The following is a 19,921-nucleotide window of genomic DNA, read 5'->3' as shown; positions in this document are numbered from 1 at the left end:
TGTGCGGGAGGTCAGGCCGCGGCGGTCGAGGCGCCGGTGCTGTCGTTGTGGACGCCGAGCCGGATCTTCGGGCGCTCGGGCTTGCTCTCCTGGCCGGTGACCGCGCGCAGCTCGCACTGGGCGTAGCCCTGGTGGCGCAGCACGGTCGTGGCGCGGGCGGGCCCTTCGACACGAAGGGTCAGCGGCCCGCCGACGGACATCAGCCGCACGCGCATCGCGGTGCCGCGGGCCGGCAACGCCCAGCGGGACGTGCTGCGCTGGGCCCGCGCGATCTGCTTCGCGAAGCGCAGGACGTCCTCGAGTGCCGGGTCGAAGCCGTTGGTGGGGAGCACCTCGAACGCGGTGCGGTTGCCCAGGGTGGATCGGCTCATCAGCCGCTGCGCCGAGCCGACGACGATGGCGATGACGAGGGCGATGACGAGGGCGCATGTGGCGACCCACCACAGGTTGTTCATGGCCCAGGACTGGGCCTGCTGGGCGAGTTCGGGGAGGTCGCCGACGCCGGAGATGATCTCGTCGATCACATCGTTGGTCGTCATCGGCGCTCGGCCTTGCTGCTCGGTCGGACGGTCTTCGGGTGCTCGGACACGGGGTGGCTCCAGGTGGCATCGGTCGGAGTTCGGCGGATGCACATAGAGGTGTCGAAGAGCCTTGGGGTGTGACAGCCCGCGGAAAGAAGTTCTGCGCCGCCTGGTGGGACAGCAAAGGAGCCGGGGTCCGCTTGGGCGGATCCCGGCTCCGGCCGAGGAGTCAGCCGACGTGCCGCATCGCGATGATCTGCGGGGTCCAGTAGCTGAGCGGCTTGATCCGAACCGGCAACCCGGTCTTCGGGGCGTCGATCACTTCCGGTTCCCCCTTCGCGTTGAGCCCTATGTACATGCCGACATGCTCGGGACCAGAGGGGCCGGGCCGGGTGAACAGGAGGTCGCCGGGCCGGAGCTGGCTGACGCTCTCGACGGGCGACCCCTTCTTGACCTGGTCGTAGGTGGTTCGGGGAAGGTTCACGCCCGCGCTGGCCCATGCGAACTGCATGAGCGAGGAGCAGTCACAGCCGTTGTTGCGACCGTGGTCGAAGGGCGGCTTGCAGTCCCCACCCCACTGGTACATCGTGTCGAGCGCGGTCCTGGCGGTGGCGATCGCCTGCGCGGCGCCGCCCGAGCCCTGGGGCAGGGGGATGTTGCCGCCGCTGTCGATGGCGGCCCACTTCTCGGCCAGGTCCCGGATCTTCTTGACGTAGTTGCGGGTTTCGGTGATGGGCGGGATGCCGCCGGCTTTCTGCACGGCGTAGGGGCCGGCGTTGTAGGCGGCGAGCATGTTGTCGGTCTTGTTGCCGGCGACGTCCTTCACCTGGTCGGCGAGGTAGCAGTCGTAGGCGATCGCTGCAGGGATGGCGTCCTGGGGGTTCCAGACGTCCTTGACGCCGTCGCCGTTGCCGTCGACGCCGTGCTCGGCCCAGGTGGTGGGGATGAACTGCGCGATGCCGTCGGCGATCGGCTTCTTGACCTTCTCGCCCGTCTTGGGGTCCTCCACCCACTCGAAGGACTGGGCGGTCGGGTCGAAGCTGCTCTCGTTGTAGATCTGCGCGGCGATCAAGGACGCGGTCACCTCGGCGCACCCGTACTTCCCGATGTTGTTGACGATGAGTGCCCTGTACTCGGCGGGCACGGGTGCGTTGTCCGCGATGCCGCCGCCGAAGCCGGCGTTCTCCATGCCGCCGCTGGTGTTGTCGCTGCCCATGGCCATCGCGACCGCGACGACTGCGGCGATGACGATGGTGATCAGGAGACCGCCCAGGCTGGTCAGGGCGAACATGACCTTCTTCATCTGCGCCGCCTGCTCACGCTTCGGGCAGCGCGGTGACCAGCCAGGTTCCGGCCTGGCTGCGCTGGAGCTTGAGGGCGACCTGCTCGTCCGTGCCGCTCGGCTTGCCGGCCGCAGGGGTGATGGTCAGCCGGTACCACACCCGCACCCAGGCCGTGTCGGCCGTCGGAGCGGGGGCGCCGTCGGGAACGGCGAGCTGGGAGATCTCCGCGGCGACGAGCGCCTGAGCCTGGGTCCACTGCTGCCACTGGCGTGCGCTGCCCGCGGAGGTGGTCGTCAGCTGCTCGGCCAAGTCCTTGCTGACGTAGGCGCCGGCGCGGCGAGCGGCGTCGTCGTAGGAGCCGTCCTTCCCCGGCCGGGCGTCGTGCCCGGTCCAGGCGAGGACGAACCGGTGGGCGGCGGTGGCGACGTCCTCTGGTACCGGAGTGGCACTCGGGGCACCGTCGCTGGCCGCCGTCGGCGAGGGGCTGGTGCTGGAGGAGGGCGTTTCCGCCGGGCGGCTCGGGGCGCTGTCCGAAGGCTCGGTGCTGCTGGCGGCCCGGGTCGCGGCCGCCGTCGGGGCCGAGGCCGACCTCGGAGCGGACGACGGCTCGTGGGTCAGCAGCGCGATGCCGACGCAGGCGAGAAGGGCTGACGCCGCGAGCAGGGCCACAGTGCCCGCGGTGCGGGGGCGTCGCTGGCGATCGGTGTGCGGCATGGGGGTACCCCGTTTTGTGGTTCGAAGTGGTTGCGCGAGGACGGCGCGAGAAGGAAGGGCGGGGCTGGTGGGGCCCGGCGAGCGGGCCCCACCAGCGGGATCAGGACTTCGGGCGCGGCGGTCCGGCCGGCCGGGTCGCGCGGCGGATGCGGCGCGGCGTCCCGGCGCTGGGGCTCGCAGCGGTCGGCGTGCTGCCGGTGCTCGGGCCGGCCGCCTTGGGCGCCGGCGTCGGCGCCTTCGGCGGGTGGGACAGGACCGGGACTGACGCCGGCCCGCCTGCGGACTTGCCCTTCGGCGGCGCCGCCTGCGTGCTCTTCGAGGCCGCCTTGGGCGCGGCCTTCGGAGCGGCCTTCGGAGCGGATGTGCCCGGGCGCGGAGCTGTTCCAGGCACGCGGGGAGCGGTGGCCGCGAGGCGGGTCCCCACCGGCGTGGACGGCTTGGGGGGCAGCATGGGCTGCGCCAGCCCGAGCTGGATGTTGGCGCCGTGGCGTCCCACGAACCGGCCGGCCGTTGCGACGTTGCGCTTGTACTCGTTCTTGAACGCCACGGCCTCACCGAACTTCTTGTCCACCCGGGCGGACGTCCGGTCCTTGACGGCGGTGAGCTGGCCCTTGACCTGGTCGGCGCGTGCCTTGGCGGTCGCTGTGCCTCGCTTGGCTGCGGCGACTCCCCGCGGGATGCCGACCGGTGCGCCGACGGTGGCCAGGGCGGTGAACTTGGTGGCCTTCCATCCGTACTTGCCGGCCGCGGCCGCCACCTTGCCGGTGGCCATGGTGGCCCGGCCGCCCCTGGTCTGGGACATCTTGTTCGCGGCGGCCGTGGCCAGGCGCTTCTTCAGGGTCTGCTTCGCCACGTTCTGGGCTGCGATCTTCGCCGCTGTCGCGGTGCCGCCGGTGCCGACCGCGGTGGCGACGTTGGTGGCCAGCCTCGCGGCCGCGCGCACCCGCCCGCCCTTCTTCCCGGCCTGCGGCGGACCGGTCCACAGCTGCTTGGCGGTGCGGCCGACCTTGCTGAGGGGCGTGGTGACCTTCCGTGCTTCACCGCGGGCCTCACCCCAGACCTGCTTGAGGCCGGGGGCGGTCTCGGCGTACCGGCCGGGGGTGTTGAAGACGCTCTGCCGCGAGCCGCCGACGCGCGCGTTGGCCAGGCGGCGGTTGAGGTTGACGGAGATCTGCCGGGCGGTCTCCTTGATCTTCTTGTGCCCGGCCAGTCCGGCGATCGCGGTGATGTCGATGGCGATGAACTTGACCGCCAGGATCGAGCCGGTGTCGGCACGCACGAGCGCGATGATGATCAGGATGAAGATCGCCAAGAAGAGGATCGACAGGACCACGGCCAGCACGGCCTTGGTGATCGCCGACACCCAGCGCCACAGGACGGCGCGCCCGCCGCCGGGCAGGATGCCGGCGCACAGCGCCCAGTGGCCGCGGATGCCCTCGAAGGCGATCCAGCCCTGCGCGGTCAGGAAGCCGCCGGTGACCAGGACCACCAGGACGGAGACGATGATCGCGGCCAGGGCCACGAACGCGGCGCTGAAGGTGAGGTCGGCGGAGGCCTTCTTCGCCTGGATCTTGGTGTTCTGGCCCTGGCATGCCTTGGTGAACTGGTCGCCGGCGTTGAGGAGCTGGTCGCTGTAGGACGCGCCGCCGGGGTTCGCCCGGGTGGCCTCCCAGAAGTTGAGGCCCTTCTGCGACCAGTTGTACTCAACGAGCTTGGCCTGGGCGAACGCCTCGGCGCACTTTCCGTCGAAGACCTGCCCGTAGAGCATCAGCTGGGTCGGCTTGACGATGAACGCGTCGACGAGCGCGTCGGTGATGGGCTTGCTGACGGTGGCGGTCTGGGCCTGGGTACGGCTGGGGTCCTCGGACAGCACGAGGCTGGAGATCTGCAGGGACAGGTCCTTCGACTTGCCCAGCAGGCCCTCCTGGGAGAGCAGCATCGTCGATCCGCCGGGACTGGGCTGGTCCTGGGTTCCGAGGAGCACCTGGGCCGGGGAGAGCAGCACAGTGGTGGCGATCGCGGCCACGACCAGGGAGACGCCGGCCTCGGCGAAGCCTCGCGACTTCTGCTTGAACATGATGTGCCAGCCCGCGTAGACGCCCGCGAACGTGAGGAACAGCCCGGGCAGGCCCAGCCGGTTGATGACCTGGTCGCGGATCGTCGTGGCGATGTGGTCGACCGGGCCGACGAGGATCTTGGCCAGGCCGAAGTCGAGCGCCCACTTGATCAGCCAGCAGGCGAACCCGATGAACCATTTGGCGATGCCGAAGAACAGCTGGGCCAGGATGTTCCAGATCTTCAGGTCGATGTCGGTCCAGCCGCCGGTGTCCGCGCTGACGGTGTAGGCGGAGATCGGTACGCCGTATTGGTCCTTGACGTTGAAGGGCTGGAGGAGGCCGTCCGAGGCGTCCGCCGGCGGCTTGCTCAGGTCGTCGACGGGCTTGCCGTCCGGCGGTGCCGGGGACAGGCCAGGCCGCGGCTCGGTGATCGGGTTCGTCGGCGTCGGCTTGGGCGCCGGAGTCGGCTTGGGCGACGGGGTGGAGCCCGGGGCGGAGGGGGCCGGGCCCGGCGACGGCGTCGGGACCGGGTCGGCCCAGGCCAGGGCGGCGAACAGTGCGAGGAAGACGGCGAGCGGAATCGCGAGGAGCCAGATCCGGCGGCGGCCGGTCTGCGGGCGGCGCACGGTTGCGCGGCGGCCCCTCATGCCAGGCTCTTCTCAAGCACCGGGACCGAGTCCAGCTCGTCGACTTCGGCGTCCTTGCCGCCAGGGGTGGTGTGGATCGCGTCGGCCGCGTGCTCATCCGCCGGGATGAGCACCTTCATGCCGCCGATCCGCTTGCGCAGGTCGCGGTAGAGGCACTCGCCGGCCCTCAGCAGCCGTTCGGTGTCGGAGACGTTGATCGGGCTCAGGTTCTCCGTGATGACCTTGAGCATCTGCGGGTCGGACGGGTCGAGGTCCAGGAACTCCAGGCACCGGCTCGCCAGGGTCTTGCCGCGGTGGCGGAAGACGAAGATGTGGGACAGCAGCGACCGGATCTTGTCGCCGATCTCGTTCCGCGGTCCGATGTCGTACGGGTCGTGGCTGCCGGCGAAGACGCCCGCGAAGTGCTTGCGGCCGTCCGCGATGATCTCCAGCAGGAGGTTGGAGCCCTCCGCGCTCGAGGTCAGCCACCAGCACTCGTCGAGGAACACGCCCGTGAACTCGGCCGGGTTGGAGAAGGCGATCTCCCTGCACAGGGCCGTGATCAGGTACATCAGGCGCCAGCCGAAGAGCTTTTCGATCTCCAGGCTGCCGAGGCGGTGCTCGGCAAGCTCTTCCTTCGTCGGCAGGCCGATGCGGTCGACCGCGAACACGATGCTGTCGGCGTTGGTGATCTGGACGACCGGCAGCGTCGGGTCGAAGATCACCTTCCCCAGGTCCTTCTTGGCCAGCGCGCGGAGGGTTCGCACCAGCTCCGAGGCGGAGGCGCGCACCGCGGCGTCGTTGGGCTCGTCCGGGTCCGGGGTCTTGGCCCGGCGGGCGAGCGTGTCGACCAGGGCGTTCATGCTCGGGTTCGGCGCATGGCGGGTCGCCTCGATGGCCTCGGCCAGCGTGACGCCCTCGACGCTCATGGAGCCGATGCCCAGAAGAGGGGTCAGGAAGGACTCGCAGTACCGGGCGGCCCGGGGCCCGCGGAAGACCCGCAGGGGGTCGAGGGATATGCCGGCCGTCTCGTCGACCCGGATGATCTGCGTGGTGCCCGGGCACGCGGCGGCGAAGCGGCTCCACTCCTGCTGCGGGGTCCGGTCGATGACCAGCGCCCGGCCCCGGCTGCCGGCGGAACCCTCACGGTGGCCCGTGGACAGGATCGAGTGCATCGCCGTCTTCATGGCGACGCTCTTGCCGGAGCCGAGCTCGCCGACGAACGCCGCCGAGGCGCTCGCGTTCACCTTCGGGCCGTGGCTGAAGTCCACCAGGACCGGGCGCACGCCGCCGCCGTTGAGCTGCAGGCCGTACAGGCTGCCGGTGTCATCGCCGAGGGCGGCGCCGCAGAACGGGAGGGCCATGGCGAAGTCACGGGCGAGGAGGTACTGGGTGTAGTCCATGACGGGCTTGGGCGTGGGGACGCCGGGGAGCATCGCGTGGAAGAGCGCGGCCTGGTCGCCGACGGGCCGTACCAGGGTGTAGTCGTTGCCGCCGAAGTGGGCGGCCAGGCTGCTCGCCTTCTCGTTGGCCTCGTCCGCGTCGGCGCCCCACACGCACGTCATGACGGTCGCCCGGATCTCGACCTCGGTCGAGGAGGAGGTCAGGCGGTCGCGGTACTCGTCCAGCTGGAAACTCGCCTTGTCCAGGGAGGCTGGGACGCCTGCGGTCTCGCCCTCGTACTCGCCTCGCTGGTGGGCGAGCTCGCGCTGCTGCCGGCGCGAGCGCGGCTCCGCTTTGGAGCCGGCCTCGATGTGCAGGCGGACCGCCCAGTCCACGGGGAAACCGAAGTCGTCGAGCGCGCTGAGGTATTCGCTGCCGGGGAAGACGAAGCTCTCGGGCATCTCGGACAGGACGCAGAACGCCTGGTAGGAGTCGCCGTGCTCGGTCGACGACTTCAGGTAGCGGCGGCGGAAGGGGTTGACCGGCGCCTTGGATCCGCTGTCGCTGCGCGCCCCCTCGTCCAAGATCATCTGGGTGTGGGCGGTGACGGTGTGGCCGCGGCCGCGCAGGGAGCGGGCGGCGCCCTCCTCGGGCAGGAGGGGCTCGCTGACGCCGCGGCGGGCGCTGTGTCCGTATATCCAGAGGATCTCGGCCTCGGTGGCCGGCCTCATCTTGATGCCGGTCGGCCAGGAGGCGGCCATCCGCCGGGCGTCGGCGAATCGTTTCTTCTCCTCGGCGATGCTCACCGGCGGAACCGGCATACCGAGTGTGGAGAGCAGCTCGCCCTGGGCGGAGGCGAACACGGCCTTCGCCGACTCCTTGAAGTCGGAGGTCGGCAGCGGCACGGCGATGAAGTCCACCCGGCCCGTCAGCTCCCAGTCCTCGAGCTGGTCGAGGACCTTCAGGGACAGGTCGATGTACTCGGGCGACTTGTCGAGGTCAACCCCGGAGGTCATGCGGGTGACCACCGACGCCGCGTCCACCTGCGGGCACAGCGACAGCAGCAGGACCTCGCCGCGAAGGGACTTGAAGAGCGCTTCGAGGGCGTCCAGCCGCTCCCGCTTCGTGGCCCGCGAGGCGTGGGTGTAGTTCTCGGAGTCCACCTTCCACACGCCCCACACGGCAGCGTTCTTGGTCCAGAGGAGGTGGCCGCTGATGTGCCGGACGGGGAGGCGCATGGGATTCCTGCTTTCGGTGCGAAGTACGAGGGGTGCCGCGCCGGTCGGCTCCGGGGGCCGGGCCGGCGCGGCGAGTGGAGGGGAGGTCAGGTAGCCGGGGGGATGACGACCGGCGGCTCGTAGGGAGCGGTGATCCGGTTCAGGGCGGCGCGGACGCGCGCGGCGTTGCCGGTGATCCAGGAGGCGAAGAGCTCCTCGCTTACCTGGCCGCGGCAGGCCCGGGCCTCCTGTGCGGGGCTGCCGGCCCGCGCGGCGGCCGCTTCGAGGTGCCACATCGCGGCGACCAGATCGGTGATCAGCGGCGTCTCGATGTGGGCGATCCTGCGCGCGTGGTCGCAGGCGACGGCCGGGGCAGTGGTGTTCATGCGGGTAAGTCCTTCGGTGGTAGGAGTCATCGCTCGTCGAGTGAGGCGAGAAGGGCCTGCAGGCCGGACTTGGCCGGCTGGCGGGTCCGGGCCGCCGACGAGGCTGCGGCCGGAACGGGCTGTGCAGCGGGGGCCGGGCGGGGAGCCGGCCGGGTCGCCGGCTTCCGGGCCGCGGAGACGGCCGCCGGGACCGGCTTGGCCGGAGCGGCCCGAGGGGCGGTGCGCACGTGGACGGTGCAGGTGGCGCCGGCCAGCCGCGGCCGGCTCCGGTGCTGGGGCGAGCCCGCCAGTCGGCCGTCGGCCGGGGTCGACGCGTAGACCAGGAGGCTGCGCAGTGCCCGGGCGGGATCGCGTCCGTCCAGGCGGGCGTAGCGCAGGACCCAGGCCGTGCCCCAGGGCAGGATGACCATCGCCAGGACGTTCATGACGCCGAAGTGAGCCCACAGCTGCCTGGTGATGATCAGGAGCAGGAAGGTGGCGACCATCGTCACGATCTGCGTGATCGTGTAGGGGCCGCCGGGGAGCCGTCCGGCGCCCGGGAGCTTGCCGATCACCAGCGGGTGTTTGCGCGCCCGGGTGTAGGAGTGCCCGATCAGCTGCTCTTCGTCGGCGCTCACACCACGGGCCCGTCACCGACGGCCGGCTTGGTCACCGGCGGGACCACGAGGTGGATGGCCTTGGCTCCGGTGTCGTTGATCTCGGAGCCGACCTTGCCCTGGAGGCTGGGCATGTTGGCGATGCCCCACAGGACGAGGGCGCCGAGCAGGAACGCGACGGCGGTGGCCACCCAGGACTTGGTGCGCCAGTAGGCGCCGATGATGGCGACGACGACCAGGACGCCGGCGACCAGCTTCACCAGGGTGCCTATCTGGTTGGTCTTGGTCGTGGCCCAGGTGAGGATGTCGCCGGCCAGCAGGACGGTGTTCGGGTCGGTGGTGGTGTGCATCGTTCTTCTCTCTGGATCACAGGGTTAGGAGCTCGACGGCGACGGCGACGGCGAGGAGCTGGCCCCCGTGTCGTCCGTGCCGCCGGAGTTGGGGGAGGGGGAGACCAGCTCTGGCGTGCCCCCGCGCTGGAGCACCGGGGCGGATCCCAGGGAGGCGACCTCCCAGCGGCCGCCGCGCGAGCGCAGCGTCAGCGCGTAGGTCAGCGGGTACGTCGCGCCGGAGGCGTCCTTGGCGTTGACCGTGGCCAGGGCCAGGCGGACGGCGCCGTCGGTGGGGACCGTCGTGCTGCTGGCGTTGCCCGAGTCATCGGCGACGCCGGTGATCTCGACGCCGGCGTACGGCGCCGGAGCGATGGCCCGCAGGGTGACGCCGGGGGAGGTATACCGGTCGAGCTCGCCCTTGCCGGCGAGGTACGCGCTGAGGAATCCGGCGATCGTCTGCGTCGCGGGGTCGGCGGGGTTGCTGCCACGGTCGGTGCCGTAGCCGAGCCCGCTGGGCTTCAGCGCGCCCGGTGCGGCGACCTGGGCCGGCAGGGCCGTGGCCGCGTAGCCCGCCGCCGCGTCGTCGGACTTCTTGCTCCCGCCCGCGGACAGGGGACCCAGCACCTGGACGGGGACCTGGTAGTACTGCAGGCCCGCGTCGCTCCAGGCACCCTTGGCGTCCTTCTGCGCCACCCGGGCCGCGACGGTCACCGTCCAGTAGCCCGGCTGCACCTCGCGGCTGGCGACCGCGACGGTGCGTGTGGTGCTGCGGGTCCCCGGCTGGTTGGTCAGCGTGATCGACCCGGCGAAGTAGGGGCTGAGCGAGTTTTCGGTGCCCTGTCCGGCTTCGATGTAGGCCGCCACGTACAGCTGCGCGAATCCGCTGGGCCCGGTGTCGGCGACCGACTGCGCGGCCGGTGCTGCGGCGGGCGCGCTCTGGGCGGGAGCGGAGGTGCCGAGCAGCGCCGCGACCCCCAGCAGCGGGCCGGCGGCGATCACGACCCAGGCGCCGATGCGGGCGAGCCGAGCGGCGCCGGACAGGCCGGCGGTGCTTGTCTGCCAGCCGGTCTCGTCTTCGCTGTCGATGGCGTCCGGCTCCGGCTGCGCCGCAGGGACGTCGTCCCACGCCTCATCCTCGGCCGCCGAGCGGCGGCGACGGAACTTCACGACGCCCTCCGCTCGGCCTGGGCGGTGATGACGGCACGGATCCGCTCGCGCAGTTCGTCGGGGGTGCGCTGGAGCATCGACTCCCAGGACTGCAGGGCGGGCTCGGAGTCGCGCTCCATGAAGTGGCGCAGCGCCTGGTGGACGCCGCGGTCGAGGGGGGCAAGGACGAGCGCGGTGCCCAGCTCGGTCAGTTGGCGGCGGGCTTGGGCGACGCGGGTCTCGTCCTCGTCGAGGAGAGAGTCGGAGGGTCCGTGCGGGCCGGCGAGGGAAGTGGACACAGTGGTACTCCCGGTCTCGGTGATGGGGCTGGGCGGGAAGAGGTCGTGGATGCGGATCGGCAATAGAGGTGCCGATCGGGGCCGCGGTGTGACGGCCGCGGCCGAGAACTTCAGACGGAGGCGAGGTAGTAGCCGGTCAAATCGGAGTCGCGCAGGGGCCGGACCGCCCGGGAGGCCCGCTGCCGAATCCGGTTGCCCTCGGCACCCATGGCTCGGGTGGTGCGGAACTCCTGGTCCGGGTCGAGCGAGGAGCTGAGGTAGTACTCGGTGATCCGCTGGGCGTCGGAGACCTTCAGCGCCCGGATGTCGACCGCCCACCTCACGAGGGCGAGTAGCTCGGTCCGAGCCTCGCCTTCGTTCAGCTCCGGTTCGTCGCGGCTCACGAGCTCGAGCTCGGCGGCGTGGGCCAGGAGATCAACGAGCTCGATCTGGAGCGAGGGGTCCGCGCCTTCCGTGCCGAGCAGGGGAACCTGCGGGTCGCCGGCCAGAGGAGCGAGAGAGCGAGCGATCCTGCGGAGCTCGCGACGGTCGTCGAAGTCGGCGGCCAGGGTGCTCTGCGCCAGCGTCAGCGTGTCCATGGCGACGTTCGCGAAGATCGCGTGAGGCCGCCGCGCCAGTGGGTACGTCCGGACGACCTCGAACAGCGCGCTCAGGACGGTGCTGAGGATGACCTCCCACTCGAGGCCCGGGCGAAGCTGCGTCTTGGCCATCAAGAGCGCCTTCGGAAGCAGGACCCGGACAGCGAGCTTCCAGGCGAGCTCGCTGTCGAAGCCGTCACCTGCAGCTCGCCGGAGCAGCACGGTCATGGCCCCGTTGTGCCCCGCCCAGTCGCCGCGCCGGAACAACGCGATCAGCCGCTCGATGACGTCCTGGGGGGTACGGACGCCGGCGAGCTCGATGTCCTCCTCGGCCCAGAGGGTGATCCGGTCGGCGGCGCGAGGGTCGCTGTTCAGGACTTCCCAGTCCCGGTTCATGCGCTCCAGGGCGCCGTACCCGGACCCGGGGAGAGCGGTGGCAGAGGCGGTGCGGTTCTTGGTGGCCACGTCCGTGCCCGTCCTTTCGCGTCATCTGGCTGATGTCGCTCACGCTCTTCGCACCCCCCTTGTCCGCGGCCTGATCGACTTCTGCGGCCGGTGCGGTCCAGGGGAAATGCCAATGAGGTGCGGCTGGACAAGGGGTGCGTGGACAAGGGGGTGCGGTGCGGTGCGGTGCGCGGACAAGGAGGCCGCACCTCACCGCCGGCCTCGACCGCACCGCACCACCGGGGTGCGGTGCGCTGATGCGGTGCGGTGGTGCGGGTGGTGCGGTCGCCGTTCCGCACCACCCGCACCCGGGCCGTCGTGCTGGGGTGTGGTGCGGTGGTGCGGTGGTGCGGAACGGCGACCGCACCACCCCTTGCCGGGCCCGAGGCGGCCCGGGCAAGGACGGCATCGTGGACGCAGAGGGTGACCGGAGGGGAGTTATCTCTCCCCTGGCGAGCGGCTTCCGGCTCCAGCCCGGTGCCTTCGCGGCCGAGGGCACCGGGCGAGGCCGGGCTCGCGGCAAGGCGGCCGGGAGCTGATCTGTCCAGGAGAAACGCGGCGGGGCTGACCTGGACAAGGGGGGCAGCCAGATACTGGACAAGGGGGTGAGGGTGGATCCCGGGCCCTGGACAAGGGGGTGCCCCCCGACGGCGGTCGAGCTGGACAAGGGGGCTGCGCGAAGCCGGACAAGGGGGTGACCAGCCGGCACCCCTCCTCGACAAAGGGTGGTGGCCGCTACGTTCCGCAGTCGCCGAGGCGGAGCCGGGCCGGTGAGTGCGGCCGCGCACGCGGCTGTCGACAGGGCGGCGGGCGGCCGCGCCAAGCGCAGCGCACTAGGAGCGGTGCGGCCGGTGCGGTGCGGGTGCGGTCGGCTCTGCGGAGCGCACCCGCACCACCCGCACCATCCGCACCGGCCTCGACCGCACCGCGCACCGCACCACCGCACCACCTCCCCCGGTGCGGTGGTGCGGTGCGGTCGAGGCGGAGACCGCGACCACCCGCACCTGGCGCACCGCACCCCCCGACGCGCACCACCGCACCCGTGGTGCGGTGGTGCGGAGCTTGCGTCCGACGGCGGACGAAGTGCCCGCACCACCACCACCAGCACCGCACCTGGCGCGCCGGCCCCGGCCAGGATCAGGGCCGGGCCCGGAGGGGCGTGGTGGTCAGACAGCCGCGGCAGCGATCTCCACGATCCGATGGCGGACGCAGACGCTGCGGGCCGGGAGCGCGGGGCGATCGCACGCCGCACCGTCCGCACCGCCGATACACGTCACGGGTTCTGCGTCCGGGCAGGAGGCGTGGGCCGTGTCCTGCGGCAGCCCGGACACCTCAGAGCGGCAGAGCAGACAAGAGCCGTCGACCAGGGCCTGGCCGGTCAGGAAGATCCGGGCACCGCACCCGGTGCACGTGCCGCGCGGTGGTCCCGCCGGCTGGGACCGGGGGGCCGGGACAGGGCGACGGATGGCCTCGTCCAGGACGCAGTCCGTGCAGGATCCGGCAGGCCCGGGCCGGGTGCCGTGCTCAGGACACAGGCCCTCCGCCAGGCGCTGACTGCGCTGGCGTGCCGCGGCCCGGTCGGCGACGACTTCCGCGCACACGTCACAGCGCCGCCCGGTCGACCACATGACGCCGCTCTCGCAGTCCGCGTGTCCGCAGCCCCAGCGGGGCAGAGCCACGCCGAGCAGCCACCGGCCCGGATCGCGGATGTCCGAGGTCATCGTTCGGGCCGCGCGGATGGCGAGGCGGTGGCTGATCCGCTCCGCGGCCATCCCTTCGCGCAGCTGCCGGCCGACTTCCCGGGCGATCTTCCGCGCGACGAACGCGTTGTCGACCCGCTTCAGCAGCCAGTGGACCGGCTCCAGCACGGCGTGGATCTCCGGGCTCAGCGTCAGCTGCGGGCCGCTGTACGGCCGCCGGGAATCCGTTGACGGGCCGGTCGTCTGCTGGGGGATGTCGGGCTGGTTGTGTGCATCCGCGCGCAGCGCGAGAACCGCAGAAGCCCGCTTCCGAGGCTCGGGGACCCGCGGGTTTTCCACAGGCATGGCGCCCTCTACTACCTGAGTCTCGCCTACGGCGGATGAGTCAAGCGCACCCGCGTCCTCCGGTCGGTCAGTCCTAGGTGTTTCCTTATTCGCGAGGGATCCCTCATCTGCCAGCGGACCCGAACCCTCACCAACCAGAGGACTGCCCGCCTCGGCCGGAAGGACGCCTGCGTGCCTCCGCCGGGTCTGTTCCGCGTCGCTGCCGGAGGCCGGGTCAGCCGGGGCGGAGCCCTCTTCTTCCTCCGGCGTGGCGGCTGGAGCGATGTCGTGAGCGGTGAACAGGTGGCGCCCGCGGGCTCCGGCGCGGCGCCGAACCGTCAGCCACCGGGCAGCCTCGAGCTCGTCGACCACCTGGCCGGCCGCCGTCGCCGTCAGCTGCTGGCCGGCCTTCTTGCCGGAGTGGTGGAACAGGGAGCCGGCGAGCTCCCCCTCGGTCAGCTGGATGCCCACCGCCTGCGCGTACGCGATGACCGCGTACGCGCGCAGCTGGCGGGGCGTGAGATCCTCCGCGGCCGCCACCGGCACCCAGACGAAGGTCTCCGCCCGCGACATGGGCCTGGTCCGGCGCAGCGCCGAGGTCCCTTGACCGCCGCGCAGCGTGCGCCGCTGGGAGAGCAGCTCCACCACCTGGTCCGGAGCGGGCCGCGACAACTGCGCGAGTCCTCTCTCCACGGAGGCCTTCGAGAGGCGCAGGTACGAGGCGATCGTCGCGGACTTCGCCTGGCAGCCCTCCTCGCGCATGCCGAGCGCCTTCACCTTCACGTACACCGCCAGCGCGATGTCTGCGTAGAAGGGCGAGGTGACCAGTCGCATCGGCACCTTTACCCGCTGCCGCCGGACGGGCATGCCACAGACCGCCGCGGCGGGTCCCGCTGCCGCCGCGGAAGCGGGGTGCTCGCGTGAGGCGAGCGGTGAATCAGAGGAAAGAGCGGTGGTGGGCACACTTCTCCTGGCACAGCGGCCCATGGCTCACTGCGCTGGGTTCGCAGCCCCGCCAATCACAGAGGGGGCTGTTGTGTTGTCGATGTGGGCGCGGTCCTCGGCCGGTCAGAGGTGGGTGTCGGCCATAGAGGTGTGCGGGCCCGGCTCGGTGTGACGGGGAAGGCGGAAGATTTCGGCCCCCCTTGTCCACACCCGGACCCCACCGTCTCCTCGGCGCCTCTCAGACCTGGCCGGAACCAGCGGCTGACCTGCAGGACAAGGGGTGCGGCAGAGCCGTTCTCCCTCGTCCGCCGGACGAGCCGGCGAGTCAGCCGAGAGCGGGACGAACCGCGTGCCGGAGACGGCGCGGCGGAAGGCCGCCCGCAGCCGGACAAGGGGTGCGGGCCGCGGCAAGAAGCCGTACCGGTGCGGGCCCGGGCATCCCGGCGGCGGACAGGCGCGAGGAGCCTTGGCGCGCGGATCTGGCCGCGCGGCCGGGGCAGTGGCCGGGAATAGACCCTGCTGGCGGGGTCTGGGCTGACAAAGGGCATGGCGGTACTGCAAGATGTACTCCGTCCTCTCCGGGCCTGGCCCGGGGTACGACAAAGCCCCGCTTGGGGCTGCTGCTGGTGAGGCAGTGATCATCAGACCGCGAGGTCTGAACCTCGCTCAGGGGAGCGGCAAACTCCTGCTGAGCGGTGAAGGCCGGGTCGAGGAGCGGCAAACTCCGGGACCGGCGGAGAAGGGCGAGGAGCGGCCTGGCAAAAGGCGCCCGCCCGGCGAACTACGACATCCCGCCCCCCTCAACCGGGGCGGTGCGCCCATCGCGCGAGCCGCACAGCAGAACAGCCCGCCGCGGCGGCGTCGAAGACGCCGCTCGATCAGCAGGCTGACTGAGTGCTTGCGCGTGGGTGCGGGTACGCTTCACCACGAGACACCGCCTTATCGGTTCTCGGTTCGATAAGCCCCCGCGACTTGCTCAAGGTCGCGGGGGCATCGTGCATTTTCGGGGCCGACGCTAGATCGACTGGATGTCACCCTATCCCCATACCTGTCGTATGTGGACAGCCGATTGATGGTCGTCACACATGGCGCGTACACACCAAAACCTGCTCATATCGTGGGCGCTTCAGGTGGCGTCCCGGCTGACCGCGACAGGTGCACGCGATCGGCGCGGACCGCCATCAGCTCGCAGAAGACCGGTTCGCCCTGGCGGTAGCCGGTCCGCTGGATGAAGTGCACAGGGGCCGGGCCGGACTTCAGCACGCGGGCCTCGTCGGCGGTTGCAGCTCTGGTAGACCAGCAGCTGCGGACGCCGTCCTGCCCCAGCCCGTGCTCCGCGAGCAGGCGCTCCTCGTCGACGGCCTCCGGTTCCAGGAACCGGAGGGCCACGTCGGCCACCGACCGCGGGACCAAGAACTGCCGGAACGCCCAGGGGGCCCCCGCGTGGCGGTGCACGGTGCTGCGCACCGCCACCGTCATCCCGTCCGAGCCCTGGAGGAGGCGGGCGACCTCGGCCGGCGCCTGGCGCAGCTCCGTGCGCAGCTCCTCGCCGTGGCCGAGGTGCGCCTCGCCGGCGGGCAGAAGCTGCCCGCCCTGCGTCCAGACGACCTCGAACGCCGAAGGGGCGCCGACCACCCGGTAGCCGCGCTTGGGGAGCGACTCCACCAGCCCTTCCTCGACCAGTGGTCCGAGGCCGGCCATGACCGTGTTCCGGACCACGCCGAACCGCGGAGCGAGCACCCGGCTGGACGGCAGGAAGCTGCCCGGGGTGAACTCGCCGGCCACGATCGCGCGGCGCAGTTCGGCAGTGACCTTGTCCTGCTGGCTCGGCTGCGACATGAGGCACATCTTGCCGTACTGGCGCGGGCGGCTCCGGGCCCTGGTCCGCTTCATCGGGCATCCCCCTTGACGTGATCGATCTTCAGGTGCACCATCATCACACATCTGGCTCAACTGGAACGAGCCAGATGAGCCAGTGTCTATGAGTGATGGAGCCCCACCATGAACGCCCGAACCCGAACCGCCGTTGCCGCCGCCCTCACCACGGTGCTGGCCCTCGTCGCCACCGGCTGCTCGCTGGACGGAAGCAAGGCCGACCAGCCCTTCATGGACGCGCCGAAGGGCGCGATCAACAAGCAGCCGATGGACATCGTCGTGATGAGCGACGGCTTCTCGAACGTCGGCGCGAAGTGCGACGGGCCGAACCGCCTGTACGTGATCTTCCACGGCAACGACAAGTACGGCTCCGTCGCCGTCGCCCCGAACGACCCGCGCTGCACCACCCGCTGACCCCGACCCGTGCCCAGGCACGGCGCCGCGGGCCGGGGCGGCCACCACCGTCGAACGGCCCGCCCGATCCGCGCGCTCCACGCAAGCGGCCTCCGGGGCTGGTCCCCCGGAGGCCGTGCGGAGCGCGTCGCCCCCCGCTTCACAGGAGACGACAATCCATGAACAGCATCATGATGGCAGGCCGGTCGGCCCTCGCCGAGACACCATCGGCCGCCAACGGCACCGACGAGGCGGACATCGCCCTCTATCTCGCCCAGGCCGACCCGATTGACGTCCTCGCCGCCGGCGGGTACCTCGTCGGCCGCGACGGCCACCTCATCGCCCGAGAACTGCGTCGGCCCCAGCTGCGCAAGGCCCTGGAGCACTCCGTGTGCCACACGGTGGCCCCCGACCCCGACCACTTCTACCAGGGCGACGAAGAGCCCGACGCCACCTGGCGCCGCCGCAGGGCCGCCACCATCCGCGACCACTGCGCGGTCTGCCCCGTCCGTGCCGTATGCGCCGAGCTCGCCCTCAGGGACGACGACCCGCACGGCGTCCGCGGCGGCCTGTCCCAGCAGAAGCTCGCCGTACGCCTGAAGACCGAGCACGAGCGGCTGGCGAGCGCCCGCGCCGAAGACACCCGATCCGCCCAGGACCAGACCGACCGGATCCAGGCCGGCGCTGACGTCCAGCGCATCGCCCAGCAGTACACCGGCACCTCAATCCCGGCCACCAGGCGAGCCGAGAACACGGCCGCGATCCTCGCCGCTGTCCAGCACCGCGACAACCTGCGCCGCACCCACCGGGTTGCGGCCGGCTGGACGGAGGCGGCGTGATCCACCACCCGCGCCTTCCCCATGCCGCGGCGGCCTCGCCCCCCGACCGCGCCGGCGCCATCATCCAGCAGCCTGGCGGCCAGCCGTTCCGCGGAGGTGACCGATGATCCGCTTCATCCGCAAGGGCGCCCTCGCCGGCCTGCTCCGAACAGCGGCGACCGCGCGCCACGAGGCCCGCACCGCCCGACGCGAGCTGGCCGAACTGCGCAACCGCCACCGCCGGCTGATCAGCCACCTCGCCCGGCGCGAACCCGCCGAGATCGTGGCCGTGCCGATCCCCGCCACGGCCGCCACCGACCAGATCAGCCCGCTGGTCCCCCTGCTGCTCGCGCTGTGGCACCAGGCCACCCTCGAGCGCGAGGCGTTTCGCACCTGGGTCACCGAAGAACCCGCCCTCGTCGCCTCCGCAGAGCTGCAGGCACGAGCCGCCGAGGCCGCCAGCGCGGCCGCCCGAAGGGACAGCCCGTGACCTTCGACCAGCTCCCGGGAACGACGCTCCCCATCACCAAGCTGCTCACCTCCTGGCAGTTCGTCGCCGGCACGATCGTCCTCACCCTCGGCCCGGTCCTCGCCCTGCGCCGACGGCGGGCCGTCCACGCCGCCCTCGACGACAAGCAGCGCTCCGCTGCCGCCGACCTGAACGGACGCCGCGTCGAAGACCGCCTGACGATGGTCATCGCCGCCGCAGCAGCGGCCCTGTCGGCGACAGGGCTCCGCCGTGTGGGCCGCCACCAGATGGGCCTGACCGACCCCTTCGACCTGCTGCCCTTCATCGCCCTCGACATCGCCGCGATGGTCTGCGGCCGCCGAGCCCGCCGCCGCGCCCGCGCCGGCGAAGGACCAGGGCTGTCCGGCGTCCTCTTCTGGGTGCTCGCCGGCACCAGCTCCCTCTTCTCGGCGGCCGAAGCCGCCTCGCTGCTCGGCGCGGTCGTCCGCGCCGTGTGGCCGGTCCTGGCCGCGGTCCTGTGGGAACTCGGTTCCCTGGAGGAACGCCGAGCCGCCCGCAGCAGCCGCGCCCGCCCGGACCGCCGTCTTGCGCTGGTCCGCCTCTTCCACCCCGTCGAGGCCGTCCGCGTCGCCCTGCTCCTGGCCGCCCGCCAGGACCTGGCCCAGGAAGAGGCCACCGCCGAGGTCCGCGTCTCCCGGGCCGCCTTCCGCTGGTACCGGCTGCGCCGCGCCCAAGAAGCGGTCCGCAAGGCCGGCCGACCGACCCGCTGGGCATACCGGCTCCTGGAAGCACGGGCTGACAGCCGCGCACAGACCGCCAGCGAACGAGCCCGGTGCGCCGACCCGGCCGTGCTGGAACAGGTCGTCGGCCGACTGCAGCTCCGCGTCCGGCAAGCGGAATGGGCCGGTATGAATCTGCGCTCCGCCGCGGCCTTCGAAGCCATGCGCGGCACGCTGATCGGAGTCGCCGGAACCGTTCCGTCTCATACCGGCACCGCCCATACCGGCACCCCGGACGACCCGCCCTCCCCCGAAGAGCCGCAGGTGGCGAGCGGTATGGGGGCCGCCGACGGTATGACCGACGTCCTGACGGACGCGGAGGTGGAGGAGCGGTTCGTCCGCCTCGTGCCCCGACGCCGCGACGGCAAGCTCGCATGGGGCATCAACAAGTGCGCCAGCGCCGTCGGCATCGGCACCCCTCGCGCCCGCAAGTTCCACAAGTCCCAGGACACCTGGCTCCCGGCTGCGGTGACCCGGTATGGCGCCGGCGCGGCAGCCCCGCTGGAGCGGCACGTCGACCAGGCCCTGGCCCTGGCCAACGAGGTTCTCGCACCCGACACCGAGGACCGGCCGACAGCCCAGACCGCGCAGACCTTCGACGACGAGCTCCTGCTCGCCGGCCTGGCCGACGGCTACCAGGAGCTTCCCGGCTCGAAGCTCCTCGTCCCTGCGGGCGCCGGCCGACGTTGACCCGCCCCACTGCCTCGCCCTGCGGCGCCGACCCCGGCCGCCCGCGGGCTCCCGAATTCTTGTGAGGACCCAGCCATGCCCAGCCCAGCCAACACGCCGGCCCAGTCCTTCGACGACCATGTCGCGGACGTGCTCGCTCTCGTCGCCGACCGGCGGCCCGCGCTCTCCCCGCGGGTCCCCGCCCGCCTGCGGCACGTCGGACGCCCGCACCTCACGCTCGTCCCGCCCCTCCCGGGTCGCGCCGCCGAGGACCGCGAGGCCCGCCGATGAAGATGATCCCGACCAAGCGCCACCGAGCAGAACCCGCAGCCTCGCCCCGGAGCCAGCCCGTCGCCGACTCCGCCGC

At 71.9% G+C, this 19,921-nt stretch carries 18 protein-coding genes; 5 read left to right on the top strand and 13 right to left on the bottom strand.

All coding sequences use genetic code 11. The features are described from left to right. Positions 1-11: 11 nt before the first annotated feature. The 13 genes from OG393_RS32555 to OG393_RS32495 all read right to left on the bottom strand — a co-directional run bounded on the left by OG393_RS32555 (position 12) and on the right by OG393_RS32495 (position 16,444). Complete coding sequence (locus tag OG393_RS32555; RefSeq protein WP_327378657.1) at positions 12-539, bottom strand: hypothetical protein; 528 nt, start codon at positions 537-539, stop codon at positions 12-14. A gap of 211 nt (positions 540-750) precedes the next feature. Continuing rightward, on the bottom strand, positions 751-1,824 hold the full coding sequence (locus OG393_RS32550) for a bifunctional lytic transglycosylase/C40 family peptidase (RefSeq protein ID WP_327378656.1): 1,074 nt from the start codon (positions 1,822-1,824) through the stop codon (positions 751-753). A 13-nt stretch (positions 1,825-1,837) separates the two neighbouring features. After that, a complete protein-coding gene (locus OG393_RS32545; protein WP_327378655.1) occupies positions 1,838-2,518 on the bottom strand; it encodes a hypothetical protein in 681 nt (226 codons plus the stop codon). A 100-nt stretch (positions 2,519-2,618) separates the two neighbouring features. Then, positions 2,619-5,222: a hypothetical protein gene (locus OG393_RS32540; protein WP_327378654.1), complete on the bottom strand. Its 2,604-nt coding sequence runs from the start codon at positions 5,220-5,222 to the stop codon at positions 2,619-2,621. Continuing rightward, a complete protein-coding gene (locus OG393_RS32535) occupies positions 5,219-7,822 on the bottom strand; it encodes an ATP-binding protein (protein WP_327378653.1) in 2,604 nt (867 codons plus the stop codon). Before OG393_RS32535 ends, OG393_RS32540 begins: the two co-directional genes overlap by 4 nt. A gap of 86 nt (positions 7,823-7,908) precedes the next feature. Beyond that, entirely contained in the window at positions 7,909-8,187 is a 279-nt protein-coding gene (locus OG393_RS32530; RefSeq protein WP_327378652.1) for a hypothetical protein, read from the bottom strand. 26 nt (positions 8,188-8,213) lie between these two features. Beyond that, the gene (locus tag OG393_RS32525) at positions 8,214-8,804 is read right to left on the bottom strand and encodes a hypothetical protein (protein WP_327378651.1); all 591 of its coding nucleotides are present in this window, start codon (positions 8,802-8,804) and stop codon (positions 8,214-8,216) included. Further along, entirely contained in the window at positions 8,801-9,133 is a 333-nt protein-coding gene (locus tag OG393_RS32520; protein ID WP_327378650.1) for a hypothetical protein, read from the bottom strand. Before OG393_RS32520 ends, OG393_RS32525 begins: the two co-directional genes overlap by 4 nt. Before the next feature lie 24 nt (positions 9,134-9,157). Continuing rightward, positions 9,158-10,282: a conjugal transfer protein gene (locus OG393_RS32515; RefSeq protein WP_327378649.1), complete on the bottom strand. Its 1,125-nt coding sequence runs from the start codon at positions 10,280-10,282 to the stop codon at positions 9,158-9,160. After that, the gene (locus tag OG393_RS32510; protein ID WP_327378648.1) at positions 10,279-10,560 is read right to left on the bottom strand and encodes a hypothetical protein; all 282 of its coding nucleotides are present in this window, start codon (positions 10,558-10,560) and stop codon (positions 10,279-10,281) included. Before OG393_RS32510 ends, OG393_RS32515 begins: the two co-directional genes overlap by 4 nt. 110 nt (positions 10,561-10,670) lie before the next feature. After that, positions 10,671-11,603 (bottom strand): hypothetical protein, encoded by a 933-nt coding sequence (locus OG393_RS32505; RefSeq protein ID WP_327378647.1) that lies wholly within the window; start codon positions 11,601-11,603, stop codon positions 10,671-10,673. Between the two features lie 1,145 nt (positions 11,604-12,748). Continuing rightward, positions 12,749-14,440: a hypothetical protein gene (locus OG393_RS32500; protein ID WP_327378646.1), complete on the bottom strand. Its 1,692-nt coding sequence runs from the start codon at positions 14,438-14,440 to the stop codon at positions 12,749-12,751. A gap of 1,221 nt (positions 14,441-15,661) precedes the next feature. Then, positions 15,662-16,444 (bottom strand): GntR family transcriptional regulator, encoded by a 783-nt coding sequence (locus tag OG393_RS32495; protein ID WP_327378645.1) that lies wholly within the window; start codon positions 16,442-16,444, stop codon positions 15,662-15,664. Between the two features lie 108 nt (positions 16,445-16,552). On the opposite strand from OG393_RS32495, the gene OG393_RS32490 reads away from it, so the two are divergent. From OG393_RS32490 to OG393_RS32470, 5 genes are all read left to right on the top strand, one after another. After that, positions 16,553-16,840: a hypothetical protein gene (locus OG393_RS32490; protein WP_327378644.1), complete on the top strand. Its 288-nt coding sequence runs from the start codon at positions 16,553-16,555 to the stop codon at positions 16,838-16,840. Positions 16,841-16,998: 158 nt separating this feature from the next. Continuing rightward, positions 16,999-17,658 carry a WhiB family transcriptional regulator gene (locus OG393_RS32485; protein WP_327378643.1) on the top strand — a complete coding sequence of 220 codons (660 nt, stop codon included), beginning with the start codon at positions 16,999-17,001 and terminating at the stop codon, positions 17,656-17,658. Positions 17,659-17,761: 103 nt separating this feature from the next. Beyond that, complete coding sequence (locus tag OG393_RS32480) at positions 17,762-18,127, top strand: hypothetical protein (protein WP_327378642.1); 366 nt, start codon at positions 17,762-17,764, stop codon at positions 18,125-18,127. Beyond that, complete coding sequence (locus tag OG393_RS32475; protein WP_327378641.1) at positions 18,124-19,575, top strand: hypothetical protein; 1,452 nt, start codon at positions 18,124-18,126, stop codon at positions 19,573-19,575. Before OG393_RS32480 ends, OG393_RS32475 begins: the two co-directional genes overlap by 4 nt. A 75-nt stretch (positions 19,576-19,650) precedes the next feature. Next, the gene (locus tag OG393_RS32470) at positions 19,651-19,845 is read left to right on the top strand and encodes a hypothetical protein (RefSeq protein WP_327378640.1); all 195 of its coding nucleotides are present in this window, start codon (positions 19,651-19,653) and stop codon (positions 19,843-19,845) included. Positions 19,846-19,921: the final 76 nt, after the last annotated feature.

Source organism: Streptomyces sp. NBC_01216 (genome assembly GCF_035994945.1).
In the GTDB taxonomy this organism is placed as follows: Bacteria; Actinomycetota; Actinomycetes; order Streptomycetales; family Streptomycetaceae; genus Streptomyces.
The sequence above is the reverse complement of the archived record's forward strand: the minus strand, read 5'-3'. Positions and strand labels throughout refer to the sequence as shown.